Consider the following 14,261-nt stretch of genomic DNA (forward strand, 5'->3'; position numbering starts at 1 on the left):
AGTCATGAGACGACTCCTCGTGCTGGTTTTCTCCGCTCTGCTGGCTTCAACCGGTGTCGCCGCCGCCGACGTCCAAGTCGTCGGCGGCGAGCGGGCCTCCATCGCGGCCAACCCGTGGGTCGTCCATCTCACCGACGACCGCGGTACCCAGTTCTGCGGTGGCACGATCGTCGCGCCGACGAAGGTGCTCACCGCGGCGCACTGCGCGCTGGGCCGCTCGACCAGGGACCTGAGGGTCGTCGCCGGCCGCGAGGACAAGCAGGACCAGGGAGCCGGGATCTCGGTCGTGCCCGAGTCCGTCTGGATCCACCGGCAGTACGTCTCCGCCGACGCGGGCGAGGACGTCGCGGTCCTGACGCTCCGGGAGGCGCTGCCCTACACCCCGCTGCCGTTCGCGGAAGCCTCCGACCGCGAGCTCTACCGGCCCGGCACGCAGCTGCGCGTGCTCGGCTGGGGCCGCACCAGCGAGAACGGCAGGACGTCCCGCTACCTCATGCAGGCCACCGTGCCGGTGCTGGAGGACGAGTTCTGCGTCGACGCGTACCCGCAGTTCGTGAAGACCGACATGTTCTGCGCGGGCTACGAGAACGGCAAGGTCGACACCTGCCAGGGCGACTCGGGCGGCCCGATCGTCGCCGACGGCAAGCTCGTCGGCGTCACGTCGTGGGGCGAGGGCTGCGCGCGCAAGGCCAAGCCCGGCGTGTACGTCCGGATCTCCCGCTACGCCAAGGAGCTTCACTCGGTCGTGGATGCTTTGCCGTCTGAAGTTGTCGACCCGTAGCTCCCTGGGTTCAGTGGGTGCATGCGACTGCTGGCGGCGGTTCTGGCTCTGCTCGTGATCACGGTGACGCCTGCCCACGCTGCTCCGAGAATCGTCGGCGGCGTCGTGGTGGACAACCCCGACGAGGTGCCGTGGATGGTGGCGCTGACGGCGACGTCGTCGGGCACCCAGTTCTGCGGAGGCACGCTCATCGAGAGCGGGCAGGTGGTCACGGCGGCGCACTGCGTCGCCGGCAGCGCACCCGGCTCGATCACCGTCGTCGGAGGGCGGCTCGACCTGCGCTCCGGCGGCGGTTCCACCTCGGTCGTCACGTCCTACGAGCTGGCGGACGGCTACACGACGCCGTCGCGCGGCAAGGACCTGGCGCTGCTGACGCTCGCCGAGCCGATGCCGTACCCGGCGTTGCCCGTCGCGACGTCGCCTGACGTCTACCTGCCGGGCAGCGTCGGCGTCGTGTACGGCTGGGGGCGGCTGGCGGAGAACGACCCGACCAAGAGCCCGTTGCTGCGCAAGGCGGAGATCCCGATCATGGCGGACGAGCAGTGCGCGGCGGCTTATGCGCGGTACGACGCCCAGGCCATGTTCTGCGCGGGTTACCCGGAGGGCGGTGTCGACTCGTGCACCGACGACTCCGGTGGCCCGTTCGTGGTCAACGGCCGGTTGGCGGGCATCGTGTCGTGGGGCATCGGGTGCGCCCGTCCGTACAATCCGGGCGTCTACACGCGCGTCACGACGTACCTGAGCTGAGCTTCCTGATCAGGTCGGCCCGGTAGCGCAGCCCGACGCTCTCCGCTCGCTCGATCGCCCTGTCGTACAACGCCTTGTCCTTCGTGAGCGCGGCCTTGCCCGCCAGCGCGCGGACCTCGATGATGCGGAACCCGGCCTCGGCGGCGCGGCGCAGCACCTCGTCGTACTCGGCGACCGACCGGTTCACCTCGGCGAGCACGAGGCAGGCGTCGACCTCGATGAACAGGTCCTCGTCGCCAGCCAGTTCGAGCGCTCGCCGGGCCTGGTCACGGGCCTCCTCGCGCCGTCCGGTGGCGATGAGCAGCTCCGCGTACTCGACCCGCGCGGACATCTCGACGTGCCGCAACCCGTGCCGCCGCGCCAGGTCGAGGGCCTCGCCGAACGCGGCCTCGGAGTCCGCGGGCCGGTGCCGGGCCGCGAGCACGACGCCGAGGTTGTTGAGCCCGTTCGCGAGGTGCTGCCAGTCGTCGGTCTCCCGGGCCAGCTCGACGGAGCGGCGCAGCGCGTCCTCGGCGGAGGTGAGCCGGCCGAGTTCCAGCTCGACCAGCCCGAGGTTGCCGAGGCCGCCGATCAGCTGCGCCCGCATGCCGTTCGGGCCGTAGAGCTCGATCGCCGACGCGAGGTGCTCGCGGGCACGGTCGAGCTCGCCGATGTCGTGGTAGATCCCGGCGAGGGTGTTGAGCGCGCTGGCCTCCTGGGTCTGCGCGCCGGCCGCGCGGTACTCGGCGATCGCGCGTTCGCCGTGCTCGATCGCCCCGCGGTGCTCACCGGCGCGCCAGTCGAGGTACGCGAGGCACACCCGCATCGCCGCCGCCCGCTGCCCGGTCTCACCGCTGTCCAGCGCCGCTCGCGCGATCGTGCGCAGGTCGGCGTACTGGCCGGTGGTCAGCAGGTACGCCCTGGTGGCCGCGACCAGTGACGCGTCGGGGTGCTCCTCGGCGAGCGCGACGAGGTTCGGCCGTTCCGCCTCGAACCAGGCCATCGCCTCCTCGCGGTCCGCGAACCCGACGAGCTCCGGCGTGGGAGGCAGCAGGCGGGTGAAGCCCACGCCGACCTCGGCATCGGCGCCGTCCGCCCGCCTGAGGTACCAGTCGAACACCGTCGCCCGGTCCTGCTCGGTCGCCCGTTCGTGGGCGTAGAGCCGCAGCAGATCGTGCAGCCGGTAGCGGCCGTTGTCGTGCTGCACCAGGTTCGCCGCGACCAGTTCGTCGGCGGCGGGTCCAGCCAGGGCGCGCGGGATGTCGGGACCGGGCACCGCGCCGAGGAGGTCGAACGTCCGGCGCGCTCGTGGTGAGAGCTTCCGGTAGGAGAGGTCGAACGTCGCCTGCACGGCCCTGTCGTCGTCCTCGATCTCCAGCGCTCGGAGCGGGTGCTCCCGCAGTTCCTCGACGTAGTCGCGCAGGTGGCGCCCGGCGAGGTTCGCCCCGGCGATCCGCAACGCCAGCGGCAGCCGCGCGCACAGTCTGACCAGCTCGCTCGTGTCTCCGTCGACCCGCATGCCCTTGAGCAGCTCGCGGGCTTCCTGCTCCGCCAGCACGCCCAGCCTGACCTGCGCGAACTGCGGCAGGTCCTGCCGGCTCGTGATCAACGCGGCGCAGCCGGGCGTGGCCGGTAGCAGCGGCTCGACCACCTCGGCCGTCGCGTTGTCGAGCACGACCAGCACCCGGCGGTGGCGCAGGAGCGTGCGGTAGTCGTCGTCCGGCCCACCGCCCAGCGCCTTCACGAACCGCGCCAGCGCCTGATCCACCGTCATCGACGGCCCGCTCGAGAAGCCCCGCAGGTCCGCGTACAGCTGTCCGTCCGGGAACCGTTCACGCAGCCGGTGCGCCTCCCTGACCGCGAGCGCGGTCTTGCCGACACCGGGCAGTCCGGTGATCGCCCGCACCGGCGCGTCGATCAGCGCCAGCCGCGCGAGCTCCTCCTCCCGCCCGACGAAGTCCGGCAGGTCGGCGGGCAGCTGGCACGGCGCGGGAGGGCGCGGCACGAGCCGGTACCCGGCCGGTTCGGTGATCACCTGCGCGGTGGCGCGCAGCCTGCTGACCAACGTGCGCAACGCCCCGCGCGGGTGCTTCGGCGGCTCGTCCGGCCACACCTCGGCGGCCAGGACGTCGAACGGCACGGCCTCGCCGGGACGCGCGGCGAGCGCGTCGTGCAGGGCCCGCAGTCGATCCGCCACGAGATCGAGTGTGCCTCAGAGCACGAGACCCACGGACATGGTGAGGAAGACGGCCGCGCACACCGCGTCCAGGGCCGTCGTCACGCCGGGCCGCTTCAACCGGCCGGCCACCCGCGAGGCGGCCAGCACGATCATCAGCTCCCACACGGCGGCGAGTCCGAGGAACACCGCGGCGAGCATCGCGAGCTGCGGTGCCGGTTCACCCGATCCGATGAACTGTGGCAGGAACGCCAGCGAGAACAGGATCATCTTCGGGTTCGTGATGTTGGTCAGGAAGCCCTGCCGGAACGGCCGCGTGCTCATGACCTCCTCCGGCTCGCCGCCGGAGCGCTTCAGCAGGCCGCGCGTGATGGAAACCGCCAGGTAGAGCAGGTAGCCGGCACCGATCCAGCGCAGTGCCGTGAGCACCATCGGGTACTGCGCGAGCAACACGCCGAGGCCCGAGATCACCAGCGCCACCTGGACCGCGGCGGCCGTGTGGATGCCCGCCAGCGCGAGCAGCCCGGCACGGGTGCCCGAGCGCAGTGACGTGCGCAGCAACAGGAACGCGTCGACACCGGGGGTCACGATGACGACCGCGCACGCGATGAGAAAGGCCGGAACCTGGCCGAAGTCGAACAACACCCGTACATACCCCCGTGATCTACACCACTGACCGCAAAATCTTCGGTCCAACGGGACACTAACACGAGAATCTTCTGTTTTGACGCCGTCTTGTCGTGATCGCTACCGTTGGTGACCGATCGTCCACCTGGCGCAACGAGGAGTGGTCCGTGAGGGGTAAGCGGCTTGCCGTGCTGGTGGCGGTGATCGCGCTGGTCAGCGGCGCTTCGCCCGCTGACGCGATCGTGGGTGGGACGCCCGCGCGGGTGGCCGACACCCCGTGGGTTGTGGCGATCACCACCACGGACGGTCAGCTGGTCTGCGGTGGCGCGCTCGTCGCCCCGGACAAGGTCATGACCGCCGCGCACTGCGTGACGAAGAAGGGCGTGATCGGCAAGGACCAGCGCCCGGCCGAGCAGTTCCGCGTCGTCGCCGGCCGCACGGACCTCCGGGTGAAGGACGAGGGCGTCGAGGCGGCGGTCGCCGGTGTCTGGCGGCACCCCGGCTACGTCGAGGTCACCAAGGGCGACGACGTGGCGGTCCTGACCCTCGCGCGAACGCTGCCGTACCGGACGATCGCGCTCGGCGAGGCCGGTGGCGAGGGCGTGGTGCTCGGCTGGGGCCGCACCGCGGAGAACACCCCGCCCGCGATGACGCTGCGCAAGGTGACGGTGCCGATCCTGTCCGACGAGGAGTGCCTGCTCAAGGAGCCGGACTACCGGCAGGGCGCCATGCTGTGCGCCGGGCGCGGCGGCCGGGACGCGTGCACCGGCGACTCGGGCGGGCCGCTCGTGGTGCGCGGCCGGCTCGCGGGCGTCGTGTCGTTCGGTCGTGGCTGCGCGCGGCCGGAAGAACCCGGTGTCTACACCCGGCTCGCGCACTACCGGCAGACGCTGGGCTTCTGATATCCAAGGACCGGTGCGAACCACACAGTTTCCCGCCACCCTGCGCCGGCAGTGGGGCCTCGACCTGAGCCCCGCCCAGCTCTACGCGATCCTGCGGCTGCGGCAGGACGTCTTCGTCGTCGAGCAGAACTGCGTCTACTGCGACGTGGACGGCCGCGACCTCGAGCAGGGGACCCGGCACTTCTGGCTGGAGGCCGAGGGATCGCACGATCCGCTCGCGTACCTGCGGCTGCTGGAGGAGCCCGGCGGCACGTTCCGGATCGGGCGCGTCGTCACCGCGCGCATGGCCCGCGGCCGCGGCTACAGCCGCCGGCTCATGGAGGCCGTGCTCGCGGACGTGGGCACCACGTCGTGTGTGCTGGACGCGCAGACGTACGTCGCGGACTTCTACGCGTCGTTCGGTTTCGTCGCCGAGGGCGCCGAGTTCATCGAGGACGGGATTCCACACCTGCGGATGCGGCGCTCTCCCTGATCACGCGTACCGCGCGCGCGATGTCGGCCTCGGTCAGATCTGCACGCGCGGTGAGCCGCAGCCTGCTGATCTGGTCCGGCACCGACGGCGGCCGGAAGCACCCGACGAGCACACCGCTCGCGCGGCAGGCCTCGGCCCACTCGAACGCCTGCTCCGGGCCCGGTGCCCGCACGCTGACGACGGCGGCGGTGGGCGTGCTGGCCTGGAACCCGGCTTCCTTCAGGCGGTTGCTCAGGTCGTGCGCGACGGTCAGCGCGCGTTCGGGACGGTCCGGCTCCTCGCGCAGGATCCTGATGGCCGCGAGGGCCGCCGCCGCGCTGCTCGGCGCGAGGCCGGTGTCGAAGATGAACGGGCGCGCGGTGTCGATCAGGTGCCTGATCACCCGGCTCGGGCCGAGCACGGCGCCGCCCTGAGCGCCGAGCGACTTGCTCAGTGTGAGCGTGGTGATCACGTCCGGCGCCCTGATGATGCCCGCCTCGGCGACCGCGCCCCGGCCACCCGGCCCGACGACGCCGAGACCGTGCGCGTCGTCGACGACCAGTGCGGCGCCGGTCGCACGGCAGGCCTCGTGCAGTTCGGCGAGCGGTGCGATGTCGCCGTCGACGCTGAACACCGAGTCCGTGACGACGATCGCGCGCCGCTTGCCGCGGGTCTCCAGCGCGTGCCGGACCTTGCGCACGTCACAGTGGTCCGCGACGACCACGTCGGCCTTCGACAGGCGCGTGCCGTCGATCAGCGAGGCGTGGATGTGCTGGTCCGCCACGATCGCCGTGCCGGGACCGGTCAGCGCCGTGACCGCGCCGAGGTTCGCCATGTACCCGCTGCTGAACACCAGCGCCGACTGCGCGCCGCAGAAGTTCGCGAGCTCGTACTCCAGCTCGTTGTGCAGCTCCGTCGAACCGGTGACCAGGCGCGATCCCGTCGAGCCCGCACCCCACTTGAGCGTGGCGGCGGCCGCGGCACCCGCGACGCGCTTGTCCCTGGCGAGCCCGAGGTAGTCGTTGCTCGCGAGGTCGAGGTCCGTCGAGTCCGCCGTGCGCGGCCTCACGCGCCGGGTCAGACCGGCCTTGGCCCGCGCTTGGGAGCGGACGTCGATCCAGTCGAACGTCGACTCACCACCAGTGGAAATCACCTCGGTTGTGCTCACGGTCACCGCCTGAGTCTCCCATCCGCCCGCTAGCGTGCCGCTCGTGGACCTGTTCACCTTCACGCGCGCCGAACTCACCTCGCCGGTGCAGTTCGCCGACGGCCGCTGGGTGGTGTCCGCCTACGACGACGTGCGCGCGATCCTTGCCGATCCCGTGACGTTCCTGCCCGACAACGCACTGACCGCCGTCACCCCGGTCGCGCCCGCCGCGTTGCGCTCCCTGGTGAGGGCCCGCTTCTCGTTGCCGCCGACGCTCGCGAACAACGGCTCCTCGTCGCACGCCCACCTGCGCCGCCTGGTCGCGTCGTTCTTCACGCCGGTCCGCGTCGCCGCTGCGGAGCCTCGCATCCGGTCCCTCGTTTTGGAACGGCTGGGTGGCTCAGATCTCGTGCGCTCGCTCGCGTGGGACCTGCCCGCCATCGTGCTGATGGAGCTCCTCGGGCTGGAGAACGTCGACATCCCGACGCTGAAGCGCTGGAGCTCGGGTTCGCTGGAGTTCTTCTGGGGCGACATCTCCCGCGAGCGCCAGATGGAGCTGGTCGACGACGTCGGCGACTTCCACCAGTGGCTGGTCAAGCGCTACCACGCGCGGGACGGCGAGCTGTTCTGCGCCTTGGCCGACGCCGGTGTGTCCGCTGAGGACTCCGCCGGACTCTGCTACTTCCTGCTGATCGCGGGCCAGGAGACGACGACTCAGTTGTTGTCCACGGCGTTGCGCCGCGCGTTGCAGAATCGCGAGTTGTGGGCGCGGCTGCCGTTGCCCGGAGTCGCCGAGTCGTTCGTCGAGGACGTGCTGCGGACCGAGACACCGGTGGTGACCTGGCGGCGGCTGACCGCGCGTGAGGTCGTGCTGTCCGGTGTGCGCGTGCCCGCCGGTGCGGAGCTCGTGTTGTTGTTGAGCGGCAAGGAAACCGACCCGCGGCACCTGGCGTTCGGCTACGGCCGGCACTTCTGCCTGGGCGCGGGACTGGCGCGCCTGGAAGCCGCGGTGACCTTGCGAACCGTCGCCGAGCACGAGCCGTCGCTGCACCTGGTCGGTGACGAGCCTTCGTGGCTTCAGCTCCTGTCGTTCCGCGCGCCGAAGTCGGTGGCAGTGAGCCGCTGACCTGAGGTTTGATGCCGGGGTGATGAACCGCCGGCTGTCCGGAGTCCGCAAGAAGACGCTGCTGGAGTCGCTCGGCCCCGTGCCGGACGTCGACCCCGACCGCTACGGCGACGGCGGCCCGGTGGGTGCGCTGGAGACCCGCGTGGCCCAGCTGCTCGGCACCGAGGCAGCGCTGTTCGTGCCGACGGGAACCATGGCGCAGCAGATCGCTTTGCGCTGCTGGGCCGACCGCACCCACAACCCGATCGTCGCGATGCACCCGCAGGCGCACCCGCTCAACCACGAGGACGACGCGCTGACCGTGCTGTCCGGCCTCCGCCCGATCAGGGTGCGTGACTCCGAGGTCGCCACCTGCCCCGAGCCGTTCGGGACGCTGCTGCTGGAGGTGCCGGACCGCGAGGCCGGCTTCGTCCTGCCGGCCTGGGACGAGCTGGTCGCCACCGTCGACCTGGCCCGTGAGCGGGACGCGGTGGTGCACCTCGACGGCGCGCGGCTGTGGGAGAGCACCTACGGCCTGGGCAAGCCGCTCGAAGAGATCGCCGGCCTGTTCGACTCCGTCTACGTGTCGTTCTACAAGTCGCTGGAGGGCATCTCCGGTGCGGCGCTCGCCGGCACCCAGGACTTCGTCGACCAGGCACGCGTGTGGCGGCACCGGTACGGCGGCATGCTGTTCCAGCAGTGGCCGGCGGCGCTCTCCGCGGTGCACGGCCTGGACACCGTGCTGCCCCGGTTGGGCGCGTACGTCGAGCACGCCAAGGTGGTGGCCGACGCGATGGGCCTGCCCGAGCCGCACACCCACCAGTTCGCGCTGCACCTGCCCGGCGACCCGGCGAAGCTCACCGCGGCCAGCGGCGAGTTCCTCGGCACCTTCTGGCGGGACGGGATGCTCGCCAAGACCGAGATCACGGTCGCCGAGCCCGCGCTGGAGTGGACGGCGGACGAGGTGCGGGAGGCCTGGGCCCATTTTCTCGGCCTGCTCTGAACGCGCGAAACCCGGCCCACCCACCGTCCGGAAGGCTGCCGGGTCCACTTCACAGCGCTAGTGCGACTGCGCAGACCGCATTCCTGACGCGACGTCGCTCACCTGGCTGTTGGACGGGCGGGTGCGAAATGCGACGATGCGCGGAGCTGTGAGGGGAGCGCGAGGAAGCCGGTGCGAATCCGGCGCCGTCCCGCGACTGTGACCGGTCCGGAAAGAACCGGGAGTCAGGAACTCGTCCCCCTCTTCACCCACCGGCCACGGGCGTGGACACCCGAGGAAGGACTTCGCCGAGCATGTTCCCCTTTTCGGCTGTCGTCGGACATGACGACCTCCGGCTCGCCCTGCTGCTGAACGCCGTTCATCCCGGCATCGGCGGCGTACTCGTCCGAGGCGAGAAGGGGACCGCGAAGTCGACCATCGTGCGTGCCCTGGCCGCGCTCCTGCCTGAACTGGACGTCTCCGCGGGGTGCCGCTTCGGCTGCGTGCCCGGCAGCACGGACTGCCCCGACGCGCCGCACGAAGGTGGTGAACGGAGGCCGGCGAAGCTCGTCGAGCTGCCCGTCGGTGCCACCGAGGACCGGCTGGTCGGGTCGCTCGACCTCGAGAAGGCGCTGACCGAGGGCGTCCGGGCGTTCCAGCCGGGGTTGCTCGCCGCGGCGCACCGCGGCGTGCTCTACGTCGACGAGGTCAACCTGCTGCACGACCACCTGGTCGACCTGCTGCTCGACGCCGCCGCGATGGGACGGGCGCACGTCGAACGCGAGGGCGTGTCGGTCTCGCACCCATCGCAGTTCCTGCTGGTCGGCACCATGAACCCCGAGGAGGGCGAGCTCCGGCCGCAGCTGCTCGACCGGTTCGGGCTGACCGTGGCGGTGAAGGCGGCGCGGGACGTGGGCATCCGCACCGAGGTGATCAGGCGCCGGCTCGCGTACGAGGCCGACCCCGTGACGTTCGCGGCGAAGTGGGAGGAAGAGGACGTCAAGCTCCGGCAGCGGATCGCCGAGGCGAAGCGGAGGCTGCCCGGAGTGTCCCTTCCGGACGGTGAGCTGCGCCGGATCGCCGCCGTCTGCGCGGCTTTCGAGGTCGACGGCATGCGCGCGGACCTCGTCGTCGCCCGTGCCGCCACCGCCCATGCGGCGTGGCGGGGAGCGGACAGCGTCGCGGAGGCCGACGTCGAGACCGCGGTCCGGCTCGCCCTGCCGCACCGGCGCCGCCGCGACCCGTTCGACGAGCCCGGCATCGAGGAGCAGCAGCTCGAGGACGCCATGCGCCAGGCGGCCGAGCACGCGGAGGAGCCTCCTCCCGAGGGCCCTGACGACGACGGGCCCGGTGGCGGCGAGCTGCCCGAACCGCAGGAAGGCCCGAAGGGCAACGGGAACGCGCCGAACGACCGTCCGGCACCGGAACCCTCTCCCGCGTTCAAGGCACGGCTGCTGGAGGTCCCCGGAGTCGGCGAAGGCGCACCGGGCAAGCGTTCCAGGGCACGCGCCCGCACCGGCCGGATCGTCCGCTCGTCCAAAGTGGACGGAAGCGGCCTGCACCTGGTCGACACGCTCACGAACGCGGCGCCGCACCAGGCAGCGCGCGGCCGGACCGGTCCTGGCCTCCTCCTGACCGGCGGTGACCTGCGCAAGGCGGTCAGGGAGGGCAAGGAGTCGAACCTCGTCCTCTTCGTCGTCGACGCCTCGGGTTCGATGGCGGCGCAGAAGCGGATGTCCGCGGTCAGCGGCGCGGTGATCTCGTTGCTGCGCGACGCCTACCAGCGCCGGGACAAGGTCGGCGTGGTGACGTTCCGCGGCAACCAGGCCGAAGTCGCTTTGCCTCCAACCACTTCTGTCGACGCGGCCGCGACCCGGCTCAAGAAGATGAGGACCGGAGGCCGGACCCCGCTCGCGGACGGCCTGCTGAAGGCCCATCGCGTCCTGGAGATCGAACGGCTGCGCGATCCGCGCAAGCGCCCGCTCGTCGTCCTGCTGACCGACGGCAGGGCGACGTCGTCCGGGCTCGGTGGCGATCCGACGAAGGACGCGATCAAGGCCGCGGGCCTGCTCGAGCAGATCGCCGTCGTGGTCGTGGACTGCGAGCAGGGCCACGTCCGGCTCGGTCTCGCACAGAAGATCGCCGACGCGCTGCAGGGCGCCTGCGTCCGGCTCGACCAGCTCAGCGCCGACCACCTCGCCGGCGTCGTCCGGGCCGCGTGAGTTCGCGCCGGACGACCAGCTTCCCGGCGAACTCACCGGAGTCTGCGGAGCAGCGACCAACGAGCAAGGAGAATCCAGTGCCTCAAGGACAACCCACCGAGGTGCCGAAGGACGGCCTGACCACCCGTCAGCGCCGCAACCGGCCGTTGCTGATGCTGCACACCGGTGAGATGAAGGGGAAGTCGACGGCGGCGTTCGGCATGGCGCTGCGCGGCTGGAACCAGGGCTGGGACATCGGCGTGTTCCAGTTCGTGAAGTCCGCCAAGTGGAAGGTGGGCGAGGAGTCCGCGTTCAAGGCGCTCGGCCGGCTGCACGACGAGACCGGCGAGGGCGGCGCGGTCGAGTGGCACAAGATGGGCGAGGGCTGGTCCTGGACCCGCAAGCAGGGCACCGAGGACGACCACGCCGCGGCCGCGCGGGAGGGCTGGGCCGAGATCGCCCGCCGGATCACCGCCGAACGCCACGGCTTCTACGTGCTCGACGAGTTCACGTACCCGCTGCACTGGGGCTGGATCGACGTGGACGAGGTCGTCGAGACCCTGGCGAACCGGCCCGGCCACCAGCACGTCGTGATCACCGGCCGGTACGCGCCGCAGCAGCTGGTCGACGCCGCCGACCTCGTGGTCGAGATGACCAAGGTCAAGCACCCGATGGACGCCGGGCAGAAGGGCCAGCGGGGGATCGAGTGGTGAACAGGCTGGTCGTCGCGGCCCCGGCTTCGGGCAGCGGCAAGACCACCGTCGCGACCGGCCTGATGGCCGCGTTGCGCCGCGCCGGGTCGCGGGTCGCGCCGTTCAAGGTGGGACCCGACTACATCGACCCCGGCTACCACTCGCTGGCCACCGCCAGGCCGGGGCGCAACCTCGACCCGGTCATGGTCGGCGAGCACCGGATCCCCGGCCTGTTCGCGCACGGCTCCAAGGGCTGCGACATCGCCGTCGTCGAGGGCGTGATGGGCCTGTTCGACGGCCGCGTGGACACGGCGGGCGTCGGCTCGACCGCGCACGTCGCCAAGCTGATCAACGCGCCCGTGCTGTTCGTCGTGGACGCGCGCGGGCAGAGCCGGTCGCTCGCCGCGCTGCTGCACGGGTTCCGCGGCTACGACCCGACGGTCCGGCTCGGTGGCGTGATCCTCAACCAGGTCGGCTCGGAACGGCACGAGCAGGTGCTCCGGTCGGCGTGCGACGAAGTGGGGCTCGACGTGCTCGGCGTGCTGCCGAGGGATCCTCAGTTCTCCTTGCCGTCACGGCATCTGGGGCTCGTGACGGCGGCGGAGCACGGTGTCGAGGCCGTCGCCGCGGTCGACGCGATCGCCGCCGCTGTGGCCAAGCACGTCGATCTCGACGCGGTGCGCAGGCTCGCGTCGTCCGTGCCCGCGATGGCGGTCGCCGCGTGGGAACCCCAGGTCGAACCGGTGACCGGGGAGCCGCTGGTCGCCGTGGCGGGTGGGGCGGCTTTCACGTTCGGCTACGCCGAGCACGTCGAGGTGCTGAAGGCGGCGGGCGCGGCCGTGGCGGTCGTCGATCCGCTCAACGACGAGGACCTGCCGGAAGGAACAACGGGCCTCGTCCTCCCCGGCGGGTTTCCCGAGCAGCACGCGGAAGCCCTGTCGGCCAACGCGAGGTTGCGCGAGGCGGTGGCGCGGTTCGCTCGGTCGGGCGCGCCGGTGCACGCCGAGTGCGGAGGGTTGCTCTACCTCGCGAGATCACTCGACGGGCACCCGATGTGCGGCGTGCTCGACGCCGAGGGGTTCATGACACCGAAGCTGACCCTGGGCTACCGGGACGCCGTCGCGTCCACGAGCTCACCGCTGCACCCGCCCGGCAGCCGGGTGACCGGCCACGAGTTCCACCGGACCCAGCTGTCCACACCGGCCTCGGCCCCGCCCGCGTGGCAGTGGCGCGGCGTCGACTCACGGCCTGTCGCCGAGGGGTTCGTGGCGGGTGGCGTGCACGCGTCGTACCTCCACACGCACCCGGCCGGTGATCCGGAGGCGGTAGCCCGTTTTGTGCGCGCCTGCCACCCGTTCGTGGCCGGAGTGGCAGACGGTACGGTCTTCGCCTAAGCCTCTCTCCGAACCCCTGTGGAGCTGTCGTGACGACGACCGGTCGGGTCTCCTTCGTCGGCGCCGGTCCGGGCGCCGCCGACCTCATCACTCTCCGAGGCGCGCGCCGCATCGCGGAAGCCGACGTCGTCATCTGGGCTCCCAGCGCGGTGGACGCCGAGTGCGTCCGCGAGCACGCCCGTGCCGAGGCCGAGCTGGTCGACTTCTCCCGCGTCACGCCCGAGGAGATCACGGACCTGTACCGCCGTGCCGCCGCCTCGCGCCAGACGGTCGTCCGGCTGCACGCGGGCGACGCGGCGACCGGTGGCGGCGTGCAGGAGCAGCACGACCTGTGCGTGCGTCTCGGTCTCGAGGTCGAGGTCGTGCCGGGTGTCTCCGTGGTCGCCGCCGCCGCGGCGAAGATCGGCCGCGAGATCACGCTGACCGAGGCGTCGTCCGCGGTGCTCATCTCGCCGGAGAGCAGCGAGCTCGTGCGGGAGTTCGCCGCGCTGCAGACCACGATGGCCGCCACGGTCTCGGGCGCGCGCACCGGCCAGTTCGTGGAGAAGCTGCTGGAGGGCGGGTACGCGGCCGAGACCCCGGTCGTCGTCGCGTACAAGGTGAGCCAGGCCGACGAGCTCGTCGTGCACACCACGGTCGGCGAGCTCGAGTCGGTGGTGAAGCAGCACAAGCTGTACCGCCCCACGCTGTTCCTGGTCGGTGCCGCGGTGAAGGCGCCCACCCGCCGCGTCTCGACCTCGGCCACCACGTCGGTGGACGAACCGATCCGCGCCGCCCGCCCGACCCGCTGGTCACGCCGTGCCGCTTCGCGCATCGCGACGCGCACCGACGAGCCCATCCCCGCCTCCGTTCCGGCCGCCCCCGTGGCCGAGCCGAACCCGGCGTGGACCGCGGTCGAGGAGATACAGCAGTCGGTGCGCAAGCCCGCCGAGGAGGCCGCGCCGAAGCCGAAGCTGACGGTGGTCGCGGCCGAGAAGCCGAAGCCGCCGACGGTCCGCGCCTCGACGTCCACGGCGAAGAAGAAGCCCGCCGCCCGCAAGCCCAAGCGCACCGCGGGCAACTAGTGCCACGGCTACC

Annotated in this window: 13 protein-coding genes and 1 riboswitch; of the genes, 10 read left to right on the top strand and 3 right to left on the bottom strand. The window is 71.7% G+C overall.

Annotated elements, in window-relative coordinates; translation table 11 throughout:
- Positions 1-4 precede the first annotated feature (4 nt).
- Together ACRSBM_RS04930 and ACRSBM_RS04935 are read left to right on the top strand one after the other, a co-directional pair.
- Complete coding sequence (locus ACRSBM_RS04930; protein WP_434440140.1) at positions 5-781, top strand: S1 family peptidase; 777 nt, start codon at positions 5-7, stop codon at positions 779-781.
- 21 nt (positions 782-802) lie between these two features.
- Positions 803-1,528: a S1 family peptidase gene (locus tag ACRSBM_RS04935; protein WP_434440142.1), complete on the top strand. Its 726-nt coding sequence runs from the start codon at positions 803-805 to the stop codon at positions 1,526-1,528.
- On the opposite strand, the gene ACRSBM_RS04940 is transcribed toward ACRSBM_RS04935, so the two are convergent.
- A complete protein-coding gene (locus ACRSBM_RS04940; protein WP_434440144.1) occupies positions 1,509-3,704 on the bottom strand; it encodes an ATP-binding protein in 2,196 nt (731 codons plus the stop codon). The two genes, ACRSBM_RS04935 and ACRSBM_RS04940, sit on opposite strands and share 20 nt — an antisense overlap.
- A gap of 15 nt (positions 3,705-3,719) precedes the next feature.
- On the bottom strand, positions 3,720-4,328 hold the full coding sequence (locus ACRSBM_RS04945) for a LysE family translocator (RefSeq protein ID WP_434440146.1): 609 nt from the start codon (positions 4,326-4,328) through the stop codon (positions 3,720-3,722).
- A 149-nt stretch (positions 4,329-4,477) separates the two neighbouring features.
- On the opposite strand from ACRSBM_RS04945, the gene ACRSBM_RS04950 reads away from it, so the two are divergent.
- Positions 4,478-5,212: a serine protease gene (locus ACRSBM_RS04950; protein WP_434440147.1), complete on the top strand. Its 735-nt coding sequence runs from the start codon at positions 4,478-4,480 to the stop codon at positions 5,210-5,212.
- A gap of 13 nt (positions 5,213-5,225) precedes the next feature.
- On the top strand, positions 5,226-5,684 hold the full coding sequence (locus ACRSBM_RS04955; RefSeq protein ID WP_434440149.1) for a GNAT family N-acetyltransferase: 459 nt from the start codon (positions 5,226-5,228) through the stop codon (positions 5,682-5,684).
- Here the strand turns inward: ACRSBM_RS04955 and ACRSBM_RS04960 are convergent.
- Positions 5,638-6,837 (bottom strand): 8-amino-7-oxononanoate synthase, encoded by a 1,200-nt coding sequence (locus ACRSBM_RS04960; protein WP_434440151.1) that lies wholly within the window; start codon positions 6,835-6,837, stop codon positions 5,638-5,640. The two genes, ACRSBM_RS04955 and ACRSBM_RS04960, sit on opposite strands and share 47 nt — an antisense overlap.
- A 37-nt stretch (positions 6,838-6,874) precedes the next feature.
- Between ACRSBM_RS04960 and ACRSBM_RS04965 the strand changes: the two genes are divergently transcribed.
- From ACRSBM_RS04965 to ACRSBM_RS04990, 6 genes are all read left to right on the top strand, one after another.
- The gene (locus ACRSBM_RS04965) at positions 6,875-7,936 is read left to right on the top strand and encodes a hypothetical protein (RefSeq protein WP_434440152.1); all 1,062 of its coding nucleotides are present in this window, start codon (positions 6,875-6,877) and stop codon (positions 7,934-7,936) included.
- Positions 7,937-7,958: 22 nt separating this feature from the next.
- Positions 7,959-8,918: a threonine aldolase family protein gene (locus ACRSBM_RS04970; RefSeq protein ID WP_434440154.1), complete on the top strand. Its 960-nt coding sequence runs from the start codon at positions 7,959-7,961 to the stop codon at positions 8,916-8,918.
- Positions 8,919-9,020: 102 nt separating this feature from the next.
- Positions 9,021-9,172: riboswitch (cobalamin riboswitch) on the top strand.
- Positions 9,173-9,211: 39 nt separating this feature from the next.
- Complete coding sequence (locus ACRSBM_RS04975) at positions 9,212-11,119, top strand: putative cobaltochelatase (RefSeq protein ID WP_434440155.1); 1,908 nt, start codon at positions 9,212-9,214, stop codon at positions 11,117-11,119.
- 77 nt (positions 11,120-11,196) lie between these two features.
- The gene (cobO, locus tag ACRSBM_RS04980; RefSeq protein WP_434440157.1) at positions 11,197-11,811 is read left to right on the top strand and encodes a cob(I)yrinic acid a,c-diamide adenosyltransferase; all 615 of its coding nucleotides are present in this window, start codon (positions 11,197-11,199) and stop codon (positions 11,809-11,811) included.
- Positions 11,805-13,184: a cobyrinate a,c-diamide synthase gene (locus tag ACRSBM_RS04985; RefSeq protein ID WP_434440159.1), complete on the top strand. Its 1,380-nt coding sequence runs from the start codon at positions 11,805-11,807 to the stop codon at positions 13,182-13,184. The genes cobO and ACRSBM_RS04985 overlap by 7 nt, the downstream gene beginning before the upstream one ends.
- A gap of 29 nt (positions 13,185-13,213) precedes the next feature.
- The gene (locus ACRSBM_RS04990) at positions 13,214-14,248 is read left to right on the top strand and encodes an SAM-dependent methyltransferase (RefSeq protein WP_434440161.1); all 1,035 of its coding nucleotides are present in this window, start codon (positions 13,214-13,216) and stop codon (positions 14,246-14,248) included.
- Positions 14,249-14,261 lie beyond the last annotated feature (13 nt).

Origin of the sequence: Lentzea xerophila (assembly GCF_051094245.1) — a bacterium.
In the GTDB taxonomy this organism is placed as follows: domain Bacteria; phylum Actinomycetota; class Actinomycetes; order Mycobacteriales; family Pseudonocardiaceae; genus Lentzea; species Lentzea xerophila.